The sequence below is a fragment of the Sphingomonas sp. CFBP 13714 genome, from assembly GCF_014842205.1.
GTDB lineage: Bacteria > Pseudomonadota > Alphaproteobacteria > Sphingomonadales > Sphingomonadaceae > Sphingomonas > Sphingomonas aerolata.
The window spans coordinates 552,598-574,212 of sequence record NZ_JACYVG010000002.1 but is presented as its reverse complement, the minus strand read 5'-3'; the positions used below and the strand labels follow the sequence as shown (position 1 = coordinate 574,212).

The following is a 21,615-nucleotide window of genomic DNA, read 5'->3' as shown; positions in this document are numbered from 1 at the left end:
CGGGTTGGATACAGCCCCGGTGCTAGGCCGTCCGGCGGGCGCGCGTTATTGCGGTTTATACGGATCCGCCGCGGGTCGCGGGGTCGCTGGCCGCTCCGTGAACTCGCGCTCGACGATCGTGATGCGCGCGACCATCGCGACGAAGAACGCGGTCGACCAGCCGAGCAGGATCACGCCATTGGCGCCTTCGATCGCGCCGACGATCCGCCACGATTCCCCGAGCAGCACGTCGCCATACCCGATCGTCGTATAGGTCGCGGTGGAGAAATACAGCGCGGTGCCGAAATCGGCGAGTGCGCCCGTCCCGCTGTACAGCAGCGCATAGGCCCAGATCTCGATCCCATGGACCACGAACAGCGCGGTCGCGGCGCCGATGATCCCGATCACGTCGTGCCAGCGCCGCCGCACGCCGGTCCTGCGCCCCTGCCGCCGGATCACCAGCAACAGCCCGGCCAGCCCGGCAAGATGGACCAGGATGGTGGCCAGCACCATGCCCGTCGCCACCGCGAGCTGGACGAAGAGGTTCATCGGCCGAGCGTAGGGCGGCCGCCTGCGCTTTCCCATGCGGGTATCTACCTAGGCCGGCCCCGGTGCAGGCGGGATGACCACTGTACGCCGATGGCCGCGCGGCGTAGAACCGGGCGACCGGGGAGACAGCAGATGACGGCACGACGCGATGGCGCACGGCGCTACAATTTGGGCGCGATCGCGTTCCACTGGATCATCGCAGCGCTGGTCTTCATCCAGCTCTATGTCGGCTGGACCTTTGCCGACATGCCGCGCGGCGACCTGCGCACCGGCTGGTTCGACTGGCACAAGACGCTCGGCTTCGCGATCCTGCTGCTCAGCATCGCCCGGCTGATCTGGCGGATCGCCAATCCGCCGCCGCCCTTCCCCGCTGCACTCCAGACCTGGGAACGCGTGCTCGCCCGCGCCAACCACGCGCTGTTCTACATCATCCTGATCGGCCTGCCCGCGACCGGGTGGATGTATCTGTCGACGGGCAAGCCCGCGCTGACCAGCAGCAGCACCTCGCTCATCGGCGGCTTGAGCTGGCCGTTCATCCCCGGCCTGCCGCGCGCTGCGCATGAGGGGTTCGAAGAGGCGCACGGCCTGCTCGTCTGGCTGACCTGCGCGCTGCTCGTCCTGCATGTCGGCGCCGCGCTGAAGCATCAGTTCGTCGACCGTATCGGCAACCGGATGCTGCCGTCGGGCGCGCGGGGCGACGCCTGACCACCGCCCCGCCGCCTCAGCGACGCGGCATCCGCGCCGCGGTCGCCTCGATCTCGACGAGGTAATTGGGGCCTGCGAGCGCTGCGACCTGTACCGTCGACCGCGCGACCGTATTGGGGTTGTCCGCGCTCCCGAAGAACTGCTTGAAGCCGTCGTTCATGCCGGCAAAGTCCATCTTGCCGTCGCCGCGCTTCGGGTCGGCGGTAACGAACACCGTCAGCTTGTAGACGTCGGCCATCGTATAGCCATGCTCGGCCAGGATCGCCTTGATCTTCGTGAAGACGCTGACCGTCTGCGTCTTGGTGTCGCCGAACGACTCGACGCCGGTGACCGGTTTCGACGGATCGATCGGCGCGGCGAGCTGCCCCGACAGCACCAGCGTTTCCGCGCCCGCGGGGATCGTCACGCTCTGCAGGATCAGCGACGGCCCCGGCCCGGGATTGGCGTGGCGGACGATCTGCGCGGTTGCCGGCGTCGCGAGCATCGCCGCCGTTGCTAGGCCCAGACCGGCACGGGTCAGTCTGCGCGAGACGCGGTTCACGATCGGTCGCACTGGCATGGTCGTCTCTCCCAAAAATTCGGTGGTCCCGCGCGTCAGCACGCGTCGGGCGTGTGAAGCGCCTTGGTCATCGGCACGAACGGAACCGCGATCCCGTCCGCGTCGACGGTGATTCCGGGCTCCGCGACGAAGCCGTGGCTTTCGTAGAAGGGGACCCCCGACAGCGTCGCCATCAGCGCAAGCTTGTCGAAGCCCGCCTTCCGCGCGGCCGCCTCGCTTGCCGCCATGATCGCCGATCCCACCCCGCGCCGCGCAAAGCCGGGGGCGGTGAACATCGCACGGATCCGCGCCGCGTCCTGCCCCGGTACCAGCAGCGCGGCGGACCGGTCGGCATAGCGGTCGCCGCCGAACAGTGTGGCGAAGCGGCTCCACCCCCCGCACCCCGCCAGCGCGCCGTCGATCTCCGCGACCAGATAGCTGCCGTCGTCGACCAGATCGGTATCGACCCCGAAGATCGTCCGGATCGCACTCGCCAGCGCGTCGGGCGCGTAGAAGCCCTGCCCCAAAGTCGCCGCCGACGTCGCGATCAGCTGCTCCAGCGCGGGGACATCCTCGCGCCGTGCCGCCCGGATCGTCACCCCGCCCGTCGTCGTCCCGCTCATTATCATGCCAACCACGCCGCCACCCGGTCCGGCCGCGCGCCCAGGTCGGCGCGCTGGAGCCCCGCGATCGCGGCGATCGCGTGATGCGCGGACTGGACCGCGCCTTCCTGCCATCCCGGCGTCTGGCTCAGCGCGGCGCTGGCAAAGACGGTGCGGCCCGCGGGCTGGCACAACAGACGATAGCCTTCGGTATCGATATCACCCTCCTGATGTCCCGCCATCCCGACGAACCAGTTCGGCCACGGCCCCAGGCTGTACGGGATCTTGTTCCAGTTGACCGCGACGCCGTTGACCAGGTCCTTGCCATGCCCCGGGTGCAGCCGCTCGACCGCCGCGCGCGCCCGCTCGACCTGGTCGGCGATCGGCAGCTTCGCAAAGCCCTCCGCCCGCTCGCCCGAGGTATAGCAGGCCAGCAGCATCCCGCGCGGACTGAACAGCCCCGCGCTCGGATACCAGATCAGCGACGTCTCGCCGCCGACGAACGAGATGCCGCCATAGATCTGGTCCTGTTCCCAGAAGCGCGGCGAATCGAACGCGACCTTGTTCGAATGGTCGTACACCACGCCCGCAATCGCCTGCGCGACGGGCTTGGCGAAGTCGCAGTCGACCTTGGCGAGCACCGGAAAGGGAATCGTACAGACCGAGAAATCGGCGCGCGCGATCCGGCCGGCGCCCGTCTTCGTATCGCGCCAGGCGATCTCGACGCCATCGGGGCGGTTGCGGATCCGCGTCACGTCGGCGCCGCGCACCACCTTGCGGGTCAGCGCGCGCTCGAACCCCGCCGGGATCCGGTCCATCCCGCCGACCGGCTGGAACATCGTCGCCTGCATGTAGACATTGTCCTCGAACAGCATCGCCGGCAGCTGTTCGTTGGCGAGAAGCCGGTCGAGCGGCATCGGCGCGGGCGGTCGCGCGAAGACGCCGACGCCCGCATCGGGAAACGCCTGGAACCCCGATCGCAACGTCCCTGCGAAATGCCCCGTCGCGTCGAGATCGCCGTACGTCTTGAGGAACGGCAGCAACGCCTGCTTGTCCGCCGCGCTGAGACTCTGGTCGAGCGCGCCCTGGTTGACCGCCTTCATCAGCAGTTCGGCAACATGCCCGCGCGTGTCGTTGATCGCGGTGCGCATCCGCACCTTGTCGCCCTTCTGCCCCATCAGGAAGGCGCTGCGGCTCGAATTGATCTCGACCTCGAGCGGGACGCCGAGCTTGCCGCAATAGCCGAGGATGCGGTGGTGGAAGCTCGGCAACCGCGCCGGCCCCGCATTGAAATAGGCGCCGTCGGAGAAGCGCGCGACCTGGTCCGCCTCGCCGTCCATCACGATCCGGTCGCCGTCGCGCACCGTCCAGTTGCGCCCGCCGACCCGGTCGCGCGCCTCGAGCACGGTGACGTCGAACCCCGCCTGCTGCAGTTCATAGGCGGCAACCAGCCCGGCGATGCCCGCCCCCAGCACGATCACCGACCGCCCCTTGCCAAAGCCGGCGGGCAGGTCGGGCATCGGCGCCGCCGCCGCGACATTGCCCGCGATACCCAGCGCCTCCATCGCGCCGAAGGTCGCGGCCGCGCCGCCCGCCATGCCGATATGCTGTAGGATCGATCGCCGCGTGATCATCTGTGAGTCCGCCCCGTTTGCGCGGCCTCGACCGCGCGTCCCCTGGAAAGTCGCTCACCTTCGCGTCGTCCGTCCTGTTGGCTCGGATCCGCGGCACACTCCCCCGGCGACCGGCGCGTTGCCCGCACCAGCTCGTTATCGTCCGTCCCTGCGTTTTGTTATGTCCGCATGACACCCCAATTGAATCGATCGCGCAAGCAGTTTTTGTCCTGTTTCGCGCGCATCCCGGTGCTATTGTTGCGCGCAAGGAGATTGCGGTATTCCAATCCATCGAACCGCCGCCGCGCGGTGCCGATCCGTCCCTCATGCACGGCGCAGGCCAGGGCAATCGGCAGAGCCTGCGGCAACCCGCACCCGCCATCCCGCGTTAAGCCCGCGCACATGATCAAGGTCGCCAGCTATAATATCCACAAGGGCATCGGTCTCGACCGCCGCCGGAACCCCGAACGCGTGGTCGAGGTGCTACGCGAGATCGACGCCGATGTCATCGCGCTGCAGGAGGCGGATCGCCGGTTCGGCACACGCGCCTGCGTGCTGCCCTATCACCTGCTCGAGGAGCATAGCGACTGGAAGCCGATCCCCGTCAGCCTCAGTGCGCTCAGCATGGGGTGGCACGGCAATGTCGTGCTGGTGCGCAAGTCGGCGGTGATCGTCGACAGCGAGGCGATCCACCTGCCCTCGCTCGAGCCGCGCGGCGCGGTGATGGCCGACGTGCGGACCGCGGGCGGGATGATCCGCGTCGTCGGCATGCATCTCGACCTGTCGGGGCTGTGGCGGCGGCGTCAGGCGGCGGCGGTGCTCGCGCATGTCGACGCCTGCGCGACCCGCCATCCCACCGTGCTGATGGGCGATCTCAACGAATGGAGCGCGGGGTCGGGCTGCCTGCGCGACTTCGGCCGCGACTTCGCGTTTGCCGATACCGGCGCGAGCTTCCATTCGCGCCGCGCGATCGCCCGGCTCGACCGGATCATGGCGTCGCGCGACCTGCGCATCGCCACCTGCGGCGTGCACAGCAGCCCCGCCGCGCGCAAGGCGTCGGATCACTTGCCGATCTGGGCAACGCTGGAACCCGCATGACGCGGACCGTTCCCGTCAGCTATCATCATTGCCCGGTCGGGGGCTGAGCAGGTGCGCGAGAAGGAACTCCGCCTCGCACTGGTCTGCTATGGCGGGATCAGCCTGGCCGTCTACATGCACGGCATCACCAAGGAGATCTGGCATCTCGTCCGCGCGAGCCACGGCCATCATGCCGGTGGCGACCGCGGCACCGGCAGCCAGGCGGTCTACCGCGACCTGCTCGACGAGATCGAGGCGCAGGGCGCGCTCAAGGTCCGCGTGCTCGCCGACATCATTGCCGGTGCCAGCGCGGGTGGGATCAACGGCATCTTCCTCGCCCAGGCGATCGCGACCGGGCAGAGCCTCGATCCGCTCACCGATCTCTGGCTGAGCTCGGCCGATGTCGAGGCGCTGATCGATCCCCATGCCGCGCCGCATTCGCGCTTCTCGAAGGCCTGGGCATTGCCGCTCGCCTGGATGGCGGCGGGGCGCAGCGCGGACAAGGTCCAGACGCTCGACGACACGACGCGCGAGGAGGTGAAGGCCAAGCTGTCGCATTTCGTCCGCTCGCGCTGGTTCGAGCCCCCGTTCGGCGGCGCGACCTTTACCGGGCTGCTGCTCGACGCGTTCGACGCGATGGCCGCCAGCGAGCGCGGGCCGCGGCTGTTGCCGCCGGGCCAGCCGCTCGACCTGTTCGTGACGGTGACCGATTTCACCGGCCATCCCGAACGGCTCAAACTCAATTCGCCCCCCGAGGTGGTCGAGACCGAGCACCGCGTCGTCGTCGACTTTTCCGATCACGGCGCGCCGACCGACAGCCTGGCGGGCATCCCCGAACTCGCCTTTGCCGCACGCGCGACGTCTAGCTTTCCAGGTGCGTTCCCGCCGTTCATGGTCGCCGAGCTCGACGGCGTGCTCGCCGATCGCAAGACGTCCTGGGCGTCGCGCGATGCCTTCCTCAAACGCATCCTGCCCCGCCAGTCGGCGACCAACGGCGCGGATCAGGTCGTGCTGATCGACGGGTCGGTGCTCGCCAATGCGCCGTTCCGCCCCGCGATCGACGCGCTGAAGGAACGCCCGGCGCGCCGCCAGATCGACCGCCGCTTCGTCTATATCGATCCGTCGCCGGGGATGAAGTTCCGCCTCCCGCCACAGAATGGCACGCCGGGCTTCTTCCAGACGATCATCGGCGCGATCAGCGAATTGCCGCGCCAGCAGCCGATCCGCGACAATCTCGACGCGATCGCCGCGCGTTCGGCGCAGATCGACCGGATGCGCGCGATCATCGATGCGATCCGCCCCGATGTCGAGGCGGAGGTCGAGCAGCTGTTCGGGCATACGCTGTTCCTCAACAGCCCGACCGCGGCGCGGCTCGCCAACTGGCGCGCGCGTGCGCAGAAGGCGGCGGCGGCCAGCGCGGGCTATGGCTATGCTGCCTATGGCCATCTGAAGGTCGCAGGCGTGGTCGAGACGCTGACCTCGCTGCTGTTCCACGCCGGCGGCGAACCCGGGCCGCAGCGCTGGGACCGGATCCGCGTGGCGATCGCGACTACCGTGACGGCGAGCGGCGCCGAGGAGATCGGCGCGGCGCATGGCGGTGGCGCGAGCCCCGCGACGATCGCGTTCCTGCGACGCTTCGATCTCGGCTTCCGGATCCGCCGATTGCGTCTGATGGCACGCCGCCTGACGGTGCTCGAGGCCGAGGTCGAGGAGGTCGCGCTCGCACCGATCCGCGATGCGATCTACGCATCGCTGTCGGACTATCTCGAATGCCAGCGGACCGATGCGCATGCCGCGCTGCGCCGCGAGGTCCGCACGCTGCGCGACGACGCGATGCCGCTGCTCGACGCATTGGCCGCCTCGCTCGACCTCAACCGCCGCGATGCCGAGACCGATGTGCGGCTCGCGGAGGCGTTCGTCGCGCTCGACCGGCCGGTGCGCCGCTCCATGCTGCTCGCCTATCTCGGCTTCCCCTATTTCGACACCGCGACGCTGCCGCTGCTGCAGGGTGAGGGGCTCGACGAATTCGACCCGATCAAGGTCGACCGGATCGCCCCCGACGACGCGATCGCGATTCGCTCGGGCGGCGCGGAGGCGACGCTGAAAGGGATCCAGTTCAACAGCTTCGGCGCGTTCTTCAGCCGCGCTTACCGCGAGAACGACTATCTCTGGGGCCGGCTGCACGGTGCCGAACGGATGATCGACATCACCGTCTCGACGCTGCCCCCGTCGGTGCGGATGAAGCCCGGCCGTGTCGCCGCGATCAAGCGCGCCGCGTTCCTCGCCATCCTCGACGAGGAGGAGGAACGGCTGACCGCGGTCCCCGGCCTGTTCGCGGATCTGCGCCGCGAGATCGGCTGAAACGGACCGTCCGCGACCGCCGGCCCGGTCCGGAACAGGGTTAAGTTGGCGCAAGGCTGGCCAAAAGCGGACGGCGGCTTTACCCCCGGGCGGATGCAAGGGGATAAGTCATGCAGTTCCTGAAGATCCTGTTCTGGTGCCTGCTGGCGTTCATCGCCGCAGTCTTCACCATCGCCAACTGGGCGACCGTGCCGATCCGGCTCTGGGGCGGCCTGATCGCCGACGTGAATCTGCCGATGCTGTTGCTGGTCACGTTCCTGATCGGGTTCCTGCCGACCTTGCTCTACAATCTCGCGATGCGCTGGCGCCTGCGTCAGCGGCTCGCGACCGCGGAGCGGACGATCCTCGACCTGCGTGCCGCGCATGCCGTGCCGCCGGTGGGCTACCCTACCCCGTCCTATCCGACTCCGTCCTACCCTGAGGAACCGGCCGTCGCGTCCGCCATCCCGCCCGCCGCCGCGCCGACCGCGGTCCCGCCGGGAGTCGCATGATGAGCAGCCCGATCTATGTCGCGATCGACACCCCCGATCTGGCCCGCGCCAAGGCGATCGCCGGGCGCGTCCGCCACCATGTCGGCGGGATCAAGCTCGGCCTCGAATTCTTCTGCGCGCACGGCCAGCCCGGCGTGCATGCGATGGCCGAGTTCGACCTGCCGATCTTCCTCGATCTCAAGCTGCACGACATTCCCAATACCGTCGCCAAGGCGGTGCAGGCGCTCGGCGGGCTCGCCCCCGCGATCCTGACCGTTCATGCCAGCGGCGGTCGCGCGATGCTCGAGGATGCGAAGGCCGCCGCGCCGGTCGGGACCAAGGTCATCGCGGTGACGATGCTCACCAGCCTCGATGCCGCCGATCTCACCGCCACCGGGATCACCGGCAGCGCGCACGACCATGTCGCACGGCTGACCGAACTGGCGCGCGACTCCGGGGTCGACGGCATCGTCTGCTCGGGCGCCGAAGTCGCCGCGGCCAAGGCGATCTGGCCCAAGGGGTTCTTCGTCGTGCCCGGTGTCCGCCTGCCCGACGGCCATGTCGGCGATCAGAAGCGCGTCGTCACCCCGCGTGCGGCGCTCGACGCCGGCGCCTCGATCCTCGTGGTCGGTCGCCCGATCACCCAGGCCGAAGACCCCGACACCGCCGCCCGCGCGATCGCCGCGACGCTCTGATTCCCACCGTCCACCGGCATCTCGATGCTCTACCCCCGTCATCCTGACGATTTACCCCCGTCTTCCTGACGAAAGTCAGGATCCAGAGTAACGCACGCTGGCGGCCATGGCTCTGGATCCTGACTTTCGTCAGGATGACGGACGGTTTGCGGGACAGGTTCACGCCGCCTCCGCCGAAAGGCACCGAAGGAACACCATGACTACCGCCAAGATCTGCGGCCTCTCGACCCCCGCGACGCTCGACGCCGCGATCCGGCACGGGGCGAGCCATGTCGGCTTCGTCTTCTTCCCCGCCTCACCGCGCCACGTGACCTTCGACAAGGCCGCCGAACTCGCCGCGCGCGTGCCCGGCCATGTCGCCAAGGTCGGCGTGTTCGTCGATCCCGAGGACGAGATGCTCGAACAGGCGATCGCGTCCGCGGCGCTCGACGTGCTGCAGCTCCACAAGGTCACGCCCGCACGCGCCGCCGCGATCCGCGCGCGGTTCGGGATCGAGCTATGGGTCGCCGTGGCGGTGCGCACGCGCGGCGATCTCGACGGCGCGCATGCGTTCGTCGGTGTCGCGGATCGTATCCTCTACGACGCGAAAACCCCCGATTCGGCCGCGCTGCCCGGCGGGATGGGGCTGCGCTTCGACTGGGACCTGCTCGACGGGTTCCGGCATCCGTTGCGCTGGGCGCTGTCGGGCGGGCTCGACCCGGCGAATGTCGCCGAGGCGATCCGGCGGACCGGCGCCGAGCTGGTCGACGTGTCCTCGGGCGTGGAGAGCGAACCCGGCACGAAGGACGACGCCAGGATCGCGGCGTTTCTGAAGGCAGTCGCTGCGCTCTAGCACCACCCCGGCGAAGGCCGGGGCCCAGTTGGGGACGGTGCATTGCCGGGTCCTGCCCGTCACCACGACCTTCCCGACTGGACCCCGGCCTTTGCCGGGGTGGTGCGTATCGGAAACGCTAGGGGTGACAGCGTTTTCCGAAATGCTAAAGCGCTCCGCATGAACGCTACCCCTGCTCCCAATTCCTACCGCGCCCAGCCCGACGAACGCGGCCATTTCGGCGATTTCGGCGGCCGTTACGTCGCCGAGACGCTGATGCCGCTCGTCCTCGAACTCGACGAGGCGTATCGCGCCGCCAAGGCCGACCCTGCGTTCAAGGCGCAGTTCGACGACCTGCTCGAACATTATGTCGGCCGCCCGAGCCCGCTCTATTACGCCGAACGCCTGACCGAGGCGCTGCGTGAATCCGCTCCCGAAGGCATGGGCGCGCAGATCTGGTTCAAGCGCGACGAGCTGAACCACACCGGCGCGCACAAGATCAACAACTGCATCGGCCAGATCCTGCTCGCGATCCGGATGGGCAAGACGCGGATCATCGCCGAGACCGGCGCGGGCCAGCACGGCGTCGCGACCGCGACCGTCTGCGCGCGCTTCGGCCTGCCCTGCGTAATTTACATGGGCGCCAAGGACGTCGAGCGTCAGGCGCCCAACGTGTTCCGCATGAAGCTGCTCGGCGCGGAAGTCCGCCCCGTCACCAGCGGCGCGCACACGCTGAAGGACGCGATGAACGAGGGGATGCGCGACTGGGTCGCGAACGTCCACGACACCTTCTACATCATCGGCACCGCGGCTGGCCCGCACCCCTATCCCGAGATGGTCCGCGATTTCCAGTCGGTGATCGGCACCGAGGCGCGCGCGCAGATGCTCGACCGCGTCGGCCGCCTGCCCGACCTGCTCGTCGCCGCGATCGGTGGCGGATCGAACGCGATCGGGCTGTTCCACCCGTTCCTCGACGATGCCGATGTCGCGATGCTCGGCGTCGAGGCGGCGGGCCACGGGCTCGACAAGCAGCATGCGGCGAGCCTCGCGGGCGGCTTCCCTGGCGTGCTCCACGGCAACAAGACCTATCTGTTGCAGGACGAGGACGGCCAGATCACCGAGGCGCATTCGATCTCGGCAGGGCTCGACTATCCCGGCATCGGCCCCGAACATGCCTGGCTGCGCGACATCGGCCGCGTCGACTATGACAGCGCGACCGATCAGGAGGCGCTCGACGCGTTCCAGCTGCTCTGCCGGACCGAGGGCATCATCCCCGCGCTCGAACCAAGCCACGCGATCGCGACGGTGACGAAGAGGGCGCGCACGATGCGGCAGGACCAGATCATCCTCGCCAATCTGTGCGGCCGCGGCGACAAGGACATCTTCACCGTCGCCGAAGCGCTCGGGGTGGCGATTTGAGCCGCCTCGCCGCCACCTTCGCGCGCACCGCGGCCGAGAACCGCGCCGCGCTCGTCGCGTTCGTCACCGCGGGCGATCCCTCGACCGCCGCGACACCGGCGATCCTCGACGCGCTCGTCGCGGGCGGCGCGGATGCGATCGAGCTCGGCATGCCGTTCACCGACCCGATGGCCGATGGCCCCGCGATCCAGGCTGCCAATATCCGCAGCCTCGCGCAGGGGACGCGCACTGCGGACATCCTTGCGATCGCCACCGCCTTCCGTGCCCGCCATCCCGAGACGCCGCTGGTGCTGATGGGATACGGCAACCCGATGCTGCGGCGCGGCGCCGACTGGTTCGCGCAGGCCGCGGCGGCTGCGGGCGTCGACGGCGTGATCTGCGTCGATGTGCCACCCGAGGAGGATGATGCGCTCGGGCCGCAGCTGCGCGCCGCCGGGATCGACCTGATCCGCCTCGCCACCCCGACCACCGACGCGGCCCGGCTGCCGACCGTGCTCGATGGCGCGAGCGGGTTTCTCTATTACGTCTCGGTCGCGGGCATCACCGGGCTGCAACAGGCGCAGCAATCCTCGATCGAGGACGCGGTCGCGCGGCTGAAGGCGCAGACCGACATCCCGGTCGCGGTCGGCTTCGGCATCCGCACCCCCGAACAGGCGGCGAACGTCGCGCGCGTCGCCGATGGCGTCGTGGTCGGCTCGGCGATCGTCGAGCTGGTCGCCCAGCACGGCACCGCTGCGGCGGAGCCCGTCCGCGCCTATATCACGTCTCTCGCCGATGCCGTCGCGTCCGCCAGAAAGGAAATTCGCATGGAGATCGGGGCATGAGCTGGCTCAACAGCGTCCGCAACGTCCTGCCGTTCGTCGCCAAGCGCGAGACGCCCGAAAACCTCTGGCACAAGTGCAAGGGCTGCGGGCAGATGGTCTTCACCAAGGAGCTGGAGGAAAATCTCCACGTCTGCCCGAAATGCGACCATCACGACCGCATCGGGCCGAAGATCCGTTTCGCACAGCTGTTCGACGAAGGCAGCTGCAGCGAGCTGCCCGCGCCGCCGGTGCCCGAGGATCCGCTCAAGTTCCGCGACCAGAAGCGCTATACCGATCGCCTCAAGGCCGCGCGGACCGACAACAGCGAGCGTGACGCGCTGGTCAATGCCCGCGGCGCGATCGACGGCCACCGCGTCGTCGTCGGCGTGCAGGATTTCGGCTTCATGGGCGGATCGATGGGCCTCGCGGTCGGCGAAGCGTTCGTCCGCGGCGTCGAGGCAGCGATCGAGGATCGCGTGCCCTATGTGATCTTCACCGCCAGCGGCGGCGCACGCATGCAGGAGGGTATCCTCAGCCTGATGCAGATGCCGCGCAGCACCGTCGCGATCCAGATGCTCCACGACGCCGGCCTGCCCTATATCGTCGTGCTGACCGACCCGACGTCGGGCGGCGTGATGGCGGCCTATGCGATGCTCGGCGACGTCCAGATCGCCGAACCCAAGGCGACGCTCGCCTTCACCGGCCGCCGCGTGATCGAGAGCACGATCCGCGAGAAGCTGCCCGAGGATTTCCAGACGTCGGAATATTATCTCGAACACGGGATGATCGACATGGTCGTCCACCGGAAAGACCTGCGCGAACAGCTCGGCACCGTCATCGGTTATCTGAGCGCCCGCGAAGCGGCGTAACCTACCCCCTCTCCCCTCGGGGGAGAGGGTCGGGGTGAGGGGCAGCCCAGCACTGCTGCGCCCGGAACAGCCCCTCACCCCAAGCCCTCTCCCCGAGGGGAGAGGGAGTTAGAAGAATGCCCGACCACGCCACCTCCTCCTCCCCCGCCGTCCAGGCGCAGCTCGACTGGCTGACCGCGCTGTCCCCCGGCGCCGACATCCTCGGCCTCGAGCGCATCACCGCGTTGCTGTCGCGGCTCGGCGATCCGCATCGGTCGCTGCCGCCGGTGTTCCATGTCGCCGGGACCAACGGCAAGGGATCGACCTGCGCGTTTTTGCGCGCCGCGATCGAGGCGGCGGGGCTCGACGTCCATGTCTATTCGAGCCCGCACCTCGTCCGCTTCAACGAACGCATCCGCCTCGCCGGCCGGCTGATCGACGACGATGCGCTCGCCGCGCTGCTGTCCGAGGTGCTCGACCACGCCGCGGACCTGCAGGCGAGCTTCTTCGAGGTCACCACCGCCGCCGCCTTCCTCGCCTTCGCGCGCACGCCCGCCGCGGCGACGATCGTCGAGGTCGGGCTGGGCGGCCGGCTCGATGCGACCAACGTCATCCCGAACCCCGTCGTTACCGGCATCGCCGCGCTCGGGATCGACCATCAGGCGTTTCTCGGCGACACGCTGCTGGCGATCGCGGGCGAGAAGGCGGGCATCGCCAAGCGCGGCGTGCCGCTGGTGACGATGGATTATGCCCGCCCGCTTCGCACCCGGATCGCCGGAATCGCCGAGGCGGCGGGCGCTCCCGTCCTCGCGCGCGGCACCGCCTGGACGAGCGAGACGACGCGCACGACGATGCGCTACACCGATGCGGACGGCACGCTCGTCACCAACCGCCCGCGGCTGGTCGGCCTGCACCAGTCGCGCAACCTCGCGCTCGCGATCGCGATGCTGCGGCATCAATCCGCGCTCACGCTTCCCGACGCCGCGATGCGCGCCGCCGCGGACGCCGCGCACTGGCCCGCGCGGATGCAGCGGCTGTCCGACGGCCCGCTCCACGCACGGTTGCCCGCGGGCAGCGACCTGTGGCTCGACGGCGCGCATAATCCCAATGCCGCACAGCCGGTCGCGCGCGTGCTGCGGACGCTGGCGGCAGGCCGTCCCGCGACGCTCGTACTCGGCATGCTCGCGAACAAGGATGCCGACGCGGTGCTCGACATTCTCGGCCCGCAGGTCGGCCACGTCATCGCGCTTCCCGTCCCGGGTCATGCGCATCACGCTCCCGACGCGCTGGCGGCGATCGCCCGACGCGCCGGGTGCGGCGCAGAGACCGCCGCGACCCCCGCCGAGGCGCTCGACCGCATCGCCGCGCAGGGTGACACGCCGCAGTTCGTGCTGATCGCCGGTTCGCTCTACCTCGCGGGCGAAGTGCTCGCGGGCAACGACGAGCTGCCGCACTGATACCTTATTGCTATTGACTATCAATAACGAACAAGCGACCTTGGTCTTGTAACCACGGAGTCGCGTATATGACCGATGCCAACCGCTTTGCCGGCACGACGCTCGCCAGCATGACGACGGTGCTGCCGCATCCGCTGCCGCCCTGCGAGAATGCGCGGATCGCGCTGTTCGCGATGCGCCGGATGGGTGCGAACGGGCTTGGCGACGCGCGCGCCGCGCACACGCTGTTCACCGCGTTCGGACAGGGGTTTCGCCGGCCGCTGATCCTGATGCGCGCGCTGATGGCCGATCTCGCGGGCAGCGCGGCGGGGACGATCGCGATCGCGCCCTGCTGCTGCGCGCGGATGACGCCCGCGGAGGCGGCATTGCTGTCGATCCTCGCGCGGGTCGAGACCGCGCCCGACACCGCGCGGCTGCTGATGACCGACCTGCTCGGCGTCCGCCGCGTCGACGGCGTCCTCACCAGCGCCGCCGCAGTCGCCGCCGCCTTCGCGGACGAGGGGCGCCCGGTTACGGGTTGAGCCGGGCTAGACCGGCTCGCCCGCGCGGGCGTCGCCTTCCCCCTCGACGCCGGCGCTGCCGATCGAGCGATCGATCATGCCCGAACGGCACATCCACCAGAACAGCGCCACGCCCGGGAGGGCGAGCGCCGTCGTCAGCAGATAGAAGTCGACATAGCCGATCGCCTCGATCAGCGCGCCCGCCGTCGTGCCCGTGACGATCCGGCCGACGATGCTGGCGGCCGCCGAAATCAGCGCGAACTGGGCAGCGGTGAAGCGCAGGTCGCACAGCGCGGAGAAATAGGCGATGACCACGACTCCGCCAAAGCCGCTTGCGGCATTCTCGAAACCGATCGCGGCCGCCATGCCGAGATTGGAATGGCCCGATGCCGCCAGCGCCGCGAACGACAGGTTCGATACCCCCATCAGCACCAGCGACAGCAGGACGGACCGCTTCATGCCCATCCGCGCATAGAGGATACCACCGATCAGGATCCCGACGAGATAGGCGATGAAGCCGATGCCGACGTCATAGAAGGCGATCTCGTCGCCGGTGAAGCCCAGATCGTCGAACAACAGTCGCAACGTCAGGTTCGCCAGCGTGTCGCCGACCTTGAAGATCAGGATGAAGGCGAGGACGACGAACGCGCCCTCCCGCGAAAAGAACTGGACGAAAGGCCCCCAGATCGCCCGAAGCCCCTCGGCAAGGCCGCGGCGTTCGATCGTCGGACGACGGCGCTGCGGCTCGCCGAGCACTAGCCCGGCAATGACCGCAGGCAGTGCGAACATGGCGCAGGCGAGATAGGCGGCGCTCCACCCGGCCCGCTCAGCAACGACCAGCGCCAGCGCACCCGCCCCTGCGGAGCCGATCCGCCAGCCATATTGGCTCATGCCGGACCCGACGCCGAGCTGCCGCGGCTCGAGGATCTCGATCCGGAACGCATCGATCACGATGTCGAACGTCGCTCCGGCTGCGCCGACCAGGATCGCGGCGGTGGCGGTCTGCGCGATGCTCGCCGCCGGATCGACCAGCGCGAGATTGACCAGCGCCGCAACAACCAGCGCGGCGGTCAGGATCAACCACGATACCCGCTGCCCCAGCCGGCCAATTACGGGCAACCGCACGCCGTCGACCATCCAGGCCCAGAGGAATTTGAGGTTATAGACGAGGAAGGCGAGGCTGAACGCGGTCACCGTCTTCTTGTCGATGCCGCTTGCCGCGAGGCGCGTCGTCAGCGTCGCGCCGATCATCGCATAGGGAAAGCCCGACGAGATCCCCAATGCCAGTGCCGCCAGCGGCGCTCGCTCGAAATAGGGCCGCACGCCGTCACCCCAGCTCTTGGCTGCCATCTCGTCCATCGCCCTACGCTCCCACTCACTTGGGCGGGACCCTAGCGGCAATTTGCGGATGCGCTACCCGTCAGCCGATCAGGCCGCCGCGCGCGCCGTCAGCCGGGCGCGCTGAACAGTCGCAGGCCCGAGGGCAGCTTCTTGGGCTCGCTCCCCGCCATCCGTGCCTCGATCGCCGCGATCGCGGCGAGCAGGTCGCGCTGCGAATAGGGCTTGGACAGACAGCCCGCGGCCAGCGTCGTCGCCTCGACCGGGCAGTTGCCCGTAACGAACAGCACCGGCACACCCCGCTCCAGCGCAGCCCGCGCGACGTCGAGCCCCGATCCGTCGCTCAGGCTGACATCGGCAAGGATGAGGTCGATCGCAGACTCGCTTTCGATCACCGCCAATGCATCGCTGACCCGGTCGACCGTCGCGACCACGGTGAATTTCGATTCGGTCAGGAAATATTCGGTGTCGAACGCGACCAGCGGTTCGTCCTCAACAACCAGCAAGCGGATGATCAGCCGCTTCTTCTTTGCGAACAGCATCGACATCACGCCCCTTCGCGCAACGAATGGTCGTTACGCCCATGCGACATAACGCACCGCACCACGAAGGGACGCAAATATTTTCGCGCTGCACCCCGATCCATAGTATCAGCCGCGCCATGACGACTTCAAAAGACGATAACCCGACTGCCAGCCCGTCGAACGACGCGCCCGCAACAGCTCCTGCAGCCCCCATCAAGGGCGATCGCATCGCCAAACTGCTCGCCCGCGCGGGCGTCGCATCGCGCCGCGACATCGAACGGATGATCGCCGAGGGACGCGTCGCGCTCAACGGCACCACGCTCGACACGCCGGCGACGATCCTGCGCAACCTTTCCGGCGTCACCGTCGACGGCGATCCGGTCGAGGCGCCCAGCGCGGCACGGCTGTTCCTCTACCACAAGCCGACCGGGCTGCTCGTCACCGAGCGTGACCCTGCTGGCCGGACGACGATCTACGACCGCCTGCCGCGCGAACTGCCGCGACTCGTTCCCGTCGGCCGGCTCGATCTCAACACCGAGGGGCTGTTGCTGATGACCACCGACGGTGGTCTCAAGCGCCAGCTCGAACTCCCCGCGACCGGCGTCGAGCGCGCCTATCGCGCGCGCGCCTATGGCAACATCACCCAGCCGCAGCTCGAGGAGCTGATCGAGGGGATCGAGATCGAGGGCGTCCGCTACGGCTCGATCAACGCCAATATCGAACGCCGCACCGGCGCGAACGTCTGGATCGAGATGATCCTGACCGAGGGCAAGAACCGCGAAGTCCGCCGCGTGCTCGAACATCTGGGTCTCCAGGTCTCGCGCCTGATCCGCACCCGCTACGGCCCGTTCGTGCTCGGCGACCTCGCCCCCGGCCAGATCGGCGAAGTGCTCCAGCACGACGTCGTCGCCTTCCAGAAGGAGCTCGCGCGCGGCAAGCCCGAGGGCCCCGGGGCGCGTCCGAACATCGGCATCAGCGCCAGTGCCGGCGCGGGTGCGGGGATCGGCGCCAAGTCGCCTCAGCGCGGCGCCAATGCGCCCCGCCCCGCCCCCTCGGCCCGGCCCGCGACCGCGGCACCGCGCCAGCCCGCGCGCAGCCCCTATGCGGCGCCGGCAAGCTCCGGCTTCTCGAGCGGCGCACCACCGGTCGATCGCGCCGCACGGCCGGCCCGCCCGGCCCGGCCCGAACGGATCCGCCCGACCGCGGCGATGGTCCGCGGCGACGTCACCGATCCCTGGGCCAAGCCCGATGCGCGCGGCGGCAATCGTGCGGCCGCAACGCATCACGCCCAGCCGACCGGCGCCGGCACCGGTCGTCCGACCTATCGCCAGGAGCGCGCGGACCGCGGCGAGGAGCTGAGCACCAGCCCCAAGATCAAGCATTTCCGCGCCGCCAAGCCGCCCCGCGACCGCGCCGCCCCGACCCGCGTCGGCGGCGGGGGCAGCGGGGGCACGACGGCCCCGCGCCGTCCCGACTCGCCCCAGCGCCAGGACCAGCGCCAGGACCAGCAACGCGGCTTCCGCCCTCAGACGGACGACTCCCGCGCGCGGACCGGTCTCGACAAGCGTGCCGCGCGCAGTGCCGCGGGTCGCCCAGGCGCGGATCCCCGCCCGCCGCGCGACGCCGCACCGCGCCCCGAACGCGGCAGCCGTCCGCCCGCACCCGGCAAGGGACCATCAGGGGGGCGCGGTCACCCGCCCCGCGCACCACGCGGAGGTAAACGCTGATGCGGATCATCGCAGGCCAGTATCGCGGTCGCCAGATCGTCGCGCCCAAGGGTGACGCGACCCGCCCGACCGCCGATCGCATGCGCGAGGCGCTGTTCTCGATGCTGACCAGCCGGGTCGGCAGTTTCGAAGGCCTCGCGGTCGCCGATCTCTTCGCAGGCTCGGGCGCGCTCGGGATCGAGGCCTTGTCGCGCGGTGCCGGGTCGTGCCTGTTCGTTGAGCAGGACAAGCCCGCGCTCGATGCGCTGAAGGCCAATCTCGCCAAGCTCGGCATTCGCGGCGACGTCCGCGCGACCTCGGTGATGGCGATGGGCCCCGCGCCCGCGCCCCTCGACATCATCCTGATGGATCCGCCCTATGACACCGGGGCAGGCCTCGTCGCGCTCGACAAGCTCGCCCGGCTCGGCTGGACCAGCCCGGCGACGTGGATCAGCCTCGAGACCGCGAAGGCGGAGGTCGTCCAGCTGCCGGGCTTCGAGGTCGACGCCACGCGCGTCCACGGCAAGGCGCGGCTGACGCTGCTGCGCCCCGCCTGACGTAACGGTCTCCCGCGCAAGCGGGAGACCCCGTCCTAGGCGGCGGCGCGGCGCCCGACGATCAGCAGCCCGCCAAGGCTCAGCACCCCCGCGGCCATCAGATACACCCCGACCAGCCCGAGCCCGCGCGGCGCCAGCGCCTCCGCCACGATCGGCGCGAGCGCGCCGCCGAGCACGCCGCCAAGGTTGAACGTCATCGACACGCCGGTGTAGCGCACGCCCGTCGGAAACAGGCTCGGCAGCCACCCGCCGAGCGGGCCATAGGCGAACCCCATCACGAACAGCGCGCCCGACAGCCAGAGCGACACCGTGACCAGCGATCCCGACCCCAGCATCGGCCCCATCAGCGCGCCGACGACGACGCAGCCGGCAAACCCGATGCCGAGCATCCGCGCCGCCGTATAGCGATCCGCCAGCACGCTCGCGAGGATCACCCCCGCCGCCAGGAACCAGATCGCGACCAGCTCGACGCCAAGGAACGCCTCGCGCGAATAGCCGAGCGTCTTGGTGCCGTAGCCGAGCGCGAATGCGGTCGCGAGATAGAAGAGCGCGAAACACGCGATCACCCCGAACGTCCCCGCCAGCGTCGCGCGCAGATGCCGCGTCAGCAGCTCGGCGATCGGCACGCGCGGGATCGCCTCGGTCTGCTCCGCTTCCAGAAACGCGGGCGTCTCGGTCAGCTTCAGCCGCACCCACAGCCCCAGCCCGACCAGCACCGCGCTGACCAGGAACGGGATCCGCCATCCCCAGGCGAGGAACTGCGCCTCGTCGAGGACCAGCCCGATGATCAGGAACAGTCCGTTGGCCGCGAGAAACCCGACCGGCGCGCCGAGCGGCGGGAACATCCCGAACGTGTTGCGCCGGTGCGGCGGCGCATTCTCGACCGCGAGCAGCGCGGCGCCACCCCATTCGCCGCCCAGCCCCAGCCCCTGCCCCAGCCGCATCAGGCAGAGCAGGGCCGGCGCCCACCAGCCGACCTGCGCATAGGTCGGCAGGAACGCGATCGCGACGGTCGATCCGCCCATCAGCAGCAGCGACGCGACCAGGGTCGACTTGCGCCCGACCCGGTCGCCGAAATGCCCGAACAGCACCGCGCCCACCGGCCGCGCAACGAACGCCAGCCCGAACGTCGCATAGCTCAGCAGCAGCTGCGCCGACGCCGACTGGCCCGCGAAGAACAGCGGCCCGAACACGAGCGCCGCGGCGGTCGCGTAGATGTAGAAGTCGTAGAATTCGACCGCGGTGCCGACCAGGCTGGCGGCGAGGATGCGGCGGCTGGACCTAAGCGTGCTCATGCCGCGTGCATCGCCGCCCGCCGCCGCCCCGTCAATCGCGCGCTCGGCTTTAGCGCCCCAAGGCGTGCGCCACCCCGAGCAGCATCCAGTACAGCCCGCCCGACAACAGCATCGCGACCGGCAGCGTCATGATCCACGCCAGCCCCATGTTCACCAGCGTCCGCCGCTGCAGCCCGCCGCCATTGGCGACGCTCGCGCCCGCGACGCCCGACGACAGGATATGCGTCGTCGACACGGGCAGGCCGAACCGGTCCGCCATCAGGATCGTCGCCGCCGCGACCAGCTCCGCCGACGCGCCCATGCCATAGGTCAGATGCGACTTGCCGATCCGTTCGCCGACGGTGACGACGATCCGCTTCCACCCGACCATCGTGCCGAGCCCGAGCGCGAGCGCGACCGTGACCTTCACCCAGATCGGGATGTAGCGCGTCCCCTGCTCCAGCCCGCCGCCATAGGTTTTAAGCTCCGTGATCTCCTGCGCAGTAAAGCGCGCCTGCGCGGTCTTGTCCGCCGCGACCAGCTTGGTCGTGTCGAGCACGAGGTACATGTCGTTGCGCAGGTTCGACGTCGCCGCCGCGGGCACCTTGCCGAGCGAGCCATAGCCCTCGATCCGGCGGGTGACGTCGTTCGACAGCGTGGCGAGCGCGCCATAGACGACGGGCTCGGCGACCTGCTTGGATTTCAGCGCGGTGGTGACGCGCGCGCGGGCGGCCTCGACCGTCGAAGGCGTGCCGTCGGCATGTGCAGCAAAGGCCGACGACGCCGCGCGGGCACTCTGGACGAACGCCGGCGTCGCGCTTTCGGGCATCGTCCGGTTCAGCGCATAGGCGGTCGGCGCGCAGCCGATCAGGATGAGCATGATCAGCCCCATCCCCTTCTGCCCGTCATTGCTGCCATGCGCGAAGCTGACCGCGGTGCAGGTGCCGATCAGCAGCGCACGGATGCCGCGGGGCGGCGGCGTATCGCTCTCGGGCGCCTCGTACAGCTTGCGATCGCGCAGGAAGCGCTTCATCACCAAGAGCATCAGCAGCGCGCCGACAAAGCCGACCACCGGGCTGAACGCGAGCGCGGAGAGCACCTTGGTCACCTGCGCCATGTCGACGCCCGACGTGCCGTCCGCGCCGCCGTTGATCAGCTGGTTGGCGAGCCCGACGCCGAGGATCGAGCCGATCAGCGCGTGGCTCGACGAATTGGGCAGCCCGACCGCCCAGGTCGCGAGGTTCCACAGGATCGCCGCGAGCAGCAGTGCGAAGATCATCGCGAACCCGCCCGCGCTGCCGACGTTGAGGATCAGGTCGACCGGCAGCAGCGTGATGATTGAATAGGCGACCGCGCCCGACGACGTCATCACGCCGACGAAGTTGAAGAATCCCGACCAGACGACCGCGAGCGGCGCGGGCATCGAATGCGTGTAGATGACCGTCGCGACCGCATTGGCGGTGTCGTGGAAGCCGTTGACGAATTCGAACCCGAGCGCGATCAGCAGCGCGAGCCCGAGGAACGCAAACGCACCGACCGCAAGCGTCTCGCCAACCTGCGCGGTATCGGTGGCGATGCTGAACCCCGCATAGGCCAGCCCCCCCAGCAATATTGCCAGAAAGATCCAGCGCCCGGCCGGATGCAGATCATGATCGAGCCGCGGTCCGCTGCGCGGTGCGCGGTCGATCGCGTCGACCGTTAATGGGGAAGTAGCCATGATCGCGCAGTCGGCCCTAACGATTACAACTTTATGACAACGCGATGCATCGCCGCGCGGCGATACCAGAAT

At 69.3% G+C, this 21,615-nt stretch carries 21 protein-coding genes; 13 read left to right on the top strand and 8 right to left on the bottom strand.

The window, feature by feature from the left end; all coding sequences use genetic code 11:
• Nucleotides 1-45: 45 nt before the first annotated feature.
• Nucleotides 46-528, bottom strand: a complete 483-nt coding sequence (locus tag IFT54_RS07170; protein ID WP_052149048.1) for a potassium channel family protein — start codon at nucleotides 526-528, stop codon at nucleotides 46-48.
• Between the two features lie 132 nt (nucleotides 529-660).
• Between IFT54_RS07170 and IFT54_RS07165 the strand changes: the two genes are divergently transcribed.
• Entirely contained in the window at nucleotides 661-1,233 is a 573-nt protein-coding gene (locus IFT54_RS07165) for a cytochrome b (protein WP_192070059.1), read from the top strand.
• Between the two features lie 16 nt (nucleotides 1,234-1,249).
• Here the strand turns inward: IFT54_RS07165 and IFT54_RS07160 are convergent, their stop codons facing one another.
• From IFT54_RS07160 to IFT54_RS07150, 3 genes are read right to left on the bottom strand one after another with little or no spacing between them, the layout of a single operon-like run.
• A complete protein-coding gene (locus IFT54_RS07160; RefSeq protein WP_192070058.1) occupies nucleotides 1,250-1,792 on the bottom strand; it encodes a RidA family protein in 543 nt (180 codons plus the stop codon).
• 35 nt (nucleotides 1,793-1,827) lie between these two features.
• Nucleotides 1,828-2,394 carry a GNAT family N-acetyltransferase gene (locus IFT54_RS07155; RefSeq protein WP_192070057.1) on the bottom strand — a complete coding sequence of 189 codons (567 nt, stop codon included), beginning with the start codon at nucleotides 2,392-2,394 and terminating at the stop codon, nucleotides 1,828-1,830.
• A 2-nt stretch (nucleotides 2,395-2,396) separates the two neighbouring features.
• A complete protein-coding gene (locus IFT54_RS07150; RefSeq protein ID WP_274604132.1) occupies nucleotides 2,397-4,007 on the bottom strand; it encodes a flavin monoamine oxidase family protein in 1,611 nt (536 codons plus the stop codon).
• A gap of 381 nt (nucleotides 4,008-4,388) precedes the next feature.
• Here IFT54_RS07150 and IFT54_RS07145 point away from each other — a divergent pair, with 381 nt between their 5' ends.
• The 10 genes from IFT54_RS07145 to IFT54_RS07100 all read left to right on the top strand — a co-directional run bounded on the left by IFT54_RS07145 (nucleotide 4,389) and on the right by IFT54_RS07100 (nucleotide 14,448).
• Nucleotides 4,389-5,084 (top strand): endonuclease/exonuclease/phosphatase family protein, encoded by a 696-nt coding sequence (locus tag IFT54_RS07145; protein ID WP_183935352.1) that lies wholly within the window; start codon nucleotides 4,389-4,391, stop codon nucleotides 5,082-5,084.
• A 51-nt stretch (nucleotides 5,085-5,135) separates the two neighbouring features.
• A complete protein-coding gene (locus IFT54_RS07140; RefSeq protein WP_192070056.1) occupies nucleotides 5,136-7,424 on the top strand; it encodes a patatin-like protein in 2,289 nt (762 codons plus the stop codon).
• Nucleotides 7,425-7,534: 110 nt separating this feature from the next.
• Complete coding sequence (locus IFT54_RS07135) at nucleotides 7,535-7,915, top strand: LapA family protein (RefSeq protein ID WP_042467388.1); 381 nt, start codon at nucleotides 7,535-7,537, stop codon at nucleotides 7,913-7,915.
• A complete protein-coding gene (pyrF, locus tag IFT54_RS07130) occupies nucleotides 7,915-8,589 on the top strand; it encodes an orotidine-5'-phosphate decarboxylase (protein ID WP_192070166.1) in 675 nt (224 codons plus the stop codon). The genes IFT54_RS07135 and pyrF overlap by 1 nt, the downstream gene beginning before the upstream one ends.
• 196 nt (nucleotides 8,590-8,785) lie before the next feature.
• Entirely contained in the window at nucleotides 8,786-9,421 is a 636-nt protein-coding gene (locus IFT54_RS07125; RefSeq protein ID WP_192070055.1) for a phosphoribosylanthranilate isomerase, read from the top strand.
• Between the two features lie 159 nt (nucleotides 9,422-9,580).
• Nucleotides 9,581-10,819 carry a tryptophan synthase subunit beta gene (trpB, locus tag IFT54_RS07120; RefSeq protein ID WP_192070054.1) on the top strand — a complete coding sequence of 413 codons (1,239 nt, stop codon included), beginning with the start codon at nucleotides 9,581-9,583 and terminating at the stop codon, nucleotides 10,817-10,819.
• Nucleotides 10,816-11,643, top strand: coding sequence for a tryptophan synthase subunit alpha (gene trpA / locus IFT54_RS07115; RefSeq protein ID WP_166747687.1), 828 nt, complete (start codon nucleotides 10,816-10,818; stop codon nucleotides 11,641-11,643). The genes trpB and trpA overlap by 4 nt, the downstream gene beginning before the upstream one ends.
• Nucleotides 11,640-12,491, top strand: coding sequence for an acetyl-CoA carboxylase, carboxyltransferase subunit beta (gene accD / locus IFT54_RS07110; RefSeq protein ID WP_031395022.1), 852 nt, complete (start codon nucleotides 11,640-11,642; stop codon nucleotides 12,489-12,491). The genes trpA and accD overlap by 4 nt, the downstream gene beginning before the upstream one ends.
• Nucleotides 12,492-12,607: 116 nt before the next feature.
• The gene (locus IFT54_RS07105) at nucleotides 12,608-13,927 is read left to right on the top strand and encodes a bifunctional folylpolyglutamate synthase/dihydrofolate synthase (RefSeq protein WP_192070053.1); all 1,320 of its coding nucleotides are present in this window, start codon (nucleotides 12,608-12,610) and stop codon (nucleotides 13,925-13,927) included.
• A 68-nt stretch (nucleotides 13,928-13,995) separates the two neighbouring features.
• Nucleotides 13,996-14,448, top strand: a complete 453-nt coding sequence (locus IFT54_RS07100) for a DUF6628 family protein (protein WP_056680526.1) — start codon at nucleotides 13,996-13,998, stop codon at nucleotides 14,446-14,448.
• Between the two features lie 6 nt (nucleotides 14,449-14,454).
• Here IFT54_RS07100 and IFT54_RS07095 read toward each other — a convergent pair whose 3' ends face one another.
• Together IFT54_RS07095 and IFT54_RS07090 are read right to left on the bottom strand one after the other, a co-directional pair.
• Nucleotides 14,455-15,786, bottom strand: a complete 1,332-nt coding sequence (locus IFT54_RS07095) for an AmpG family muropeptide MFS transporter (protein WP_192070052.1) — start codon at nucleotides 15,784-15,786, stop codon at nucleotides 14,455-14,457.
• 89 nt (nucleotides 15,787-15,875) lie between these two features.
• Nucleotides 15,876-16,307, bottom strand: a complete 432-nt coding sequence (locus IFT54_RS07090) for a response regulator (RefSeq protein ID WP_192070165.1) — start codon at nucleotides 16,305-16,307, stop codon at nucleotides 15,876-15,878.
• 119 nt (nucleotides 16,308-16,426) lie between these two features.
• On the opposite strand from IFT54_RS07090, the gene IFT54_RS20440 reads away from it, so the two are divergent.
• Together IFT54_RS20440 and rsmD are read left to right on the top strand one after the other, a co-directional pair.
• A complete protein-coding gene (locus tag IFT54_RS20440) occupies nucleotides 16,427-18,016 on the top strand; it encodes a pseudouridine synthase (protein WP_244648640.1) in 1,590 nt (529 codons plus the stop codon).
• On the top strand, nucleotides 18,016-18,552 hold the full coding sequence (rsmD, locus tag IFT54_RS07080) for a 16S rRNA (guanine(966)-N(2))-methyltransferase RsmD (RefSeq protein ID WP_037530705.1): 537 nt from the start codon (nucleotides 18,016-18,018) through the stop codon (nucleotides 18,550-18,552). The genes IFT54_RS20440 and rsmD overlap by 1 nt, the downstream gene beginning before the upstream one ends.
• A 35-nt stretch (nucleotides 18,553-18,587) precedes the next feature.
• On the opposite strand, the gene IFT54_RS07075 is transcribed toward rsmD, so the two are convergent.
• Both IFT54_RS07075 and IFT54_RS07070 read right to left on the bottom strand, forming a co-directional pair.
• Nucleotides 18,588-19,847 carry an MFS transporter gene (locus tag IFT54_RS07075; protein ID WP_192070051.1) on the bottom strand — a complete coding sequence of 420 codons (1,260 nt, stop codon included), beginning with the start codon at nucleotides 19,845-19,847 and terminating at the stop codon, nucleotides 18,588-18,590.
• Nucleotides 19,848-19,896: 49 nt separating this feature from the next.
• The gene (locus tag IFT54_RS07070) at nucleotides 19,897-21,543 is read right to left on the bottom strand and encodes an inorganic phosphate transporter (RefSeq protein WP_192070050.1); all 1,647 of its coding nucleotides are present in this window, start codon (nucleotides 21,541-21,543) and stop codon (nucleotides 19,897-19,899) included.
• Between the last annotated feature and the right edge of the window lie 72 nt (nucleotides 21,544-21,615).

Coding starts and splice junctions, on each gene's coding strand:
- IFT54_RS07105 (WP_192070053.1), top strand. CDS start 12,608: ATGCCCGACCACGCCACCTCCTCCTCCCCCGCCGTCCAGGCGCAGCTC.
- IFT54_RS07155 (WP_192070057.1), bottom strand. CDS start 2,394: ATGAGCGGGACGACGACGGGCGGGGTGACGATCCGGGCGGCACGGCGC.
- IFT54_RS07145 (WP_183935352.1), top strand. CDS start 4,389: ATGATCAAGGTCGCCAGCTATAATATCCACAAGGGCATCGGTCTCGAC.
- IFT54_RS20440 (WP_244648640.1), top strand. CDS start 16,427: ATGACGACTTCAAAAGACGATAACCCGACTGCCAGCCCGTCGAACGAC.
- IFT54_RS07095 (WP_192070052.1), bottom strand. CDS start 15,786: ATGGACGAGATGGCAGCCAAGAGCTGGGGTGACGGCGTGCGGCCCTAT.
- IFT54_RS07165 (WP_192070059.1), top strand. CDS start 661: ATGACGGCACGACGCGATGGCGCACGGCGCTACAATTTGGGCGCGATC.
- IFT54_RS07075 (WP_192070051.1), bottom strand. CDS start 19,847: ATGAGCACGCTTAGGTCCAGCCGCCGCATCCTCGCCGCCAGCCTGGTC.
- accD (WP_031395022.1), top strand. CDS start 11,640: ATGAGCTGGCTCAACAGCGTCCGCAACGTCCTGCCGTTCGTCGCCAAG.
- IFT54_RS07090 (WP_192070165.1), bottom strand. CDS start 16,307: ATGCTGTTCGCAAAGAAGAAGCGGCTGATCATCCGCTTGCTGGTTGTT.
- IFT54_RS07150 (WP_274604132.1), bottom strand. CDS start 4,007: ATGATCACGCGGCGATCGATCCTACAGCATATCGGCATGGCGGGCGGC.
- IFT54_RS07100 (WP_056680526.1), top strand. CDS start 13,996: ATGACCGATGCCAACCGCTTTGCCGGCACGACGCTCGCCAGCATGACG.
- IFT54_RS07070 (WP_192070050.1), bottom strand. CDS start 21,543: ATGGCTACTTCCCCATTAACGGTCGACGCGATCGACCGCGCACCGCGC.
- IFT54_RS07170 (WP_052149048.1), bottom strand. CDS start 528: ATGAACCTCTTCGTCCAGCTCGCGGTGGCGACGGGCATGGTGCTGGCC.
- trpB (WP_192070054.1), top strand. CDS start 9,581: ATGAACGCTACCCCTGCTCCCAATTCCTACCGCGCCCAGCCCGACGAA.
- IFT54_RS07135 (WP_042467388.1), top strand. CDS start 7,535: ATGCAGTTCCTGAAGATCCTGTTCTGGTGCCTGCTGGCGTTCATCGCC.
- rsmD (WP_037530705.1), top strand. CDS start 18,016: ATGCGGATCATCGCAGGCCAGTATCGCGGTCGCCAGATCGTCGCGCCC.
- pyrF (WP_192070166.1), top strand. CDS start 7,915: ATGAGCAGCCCGATCTATGTCGCGATCGACACCCCCGATCTGGCCCGC.
- IFT54_RS07160 (WP_192070058.1), bottom strand. CDS start 1,792: ATGCCAGTGCGACCGATCGTGAACCGCGTCTCGCGCAGACTGACCCGT.
- IFT54_RS07125 (WP_192070055.1), top strand. CDS start 8,786: ATGACTACCGCCAAGATCTGCGGCCTCTCGACCCCCGCGACGCTCGAC.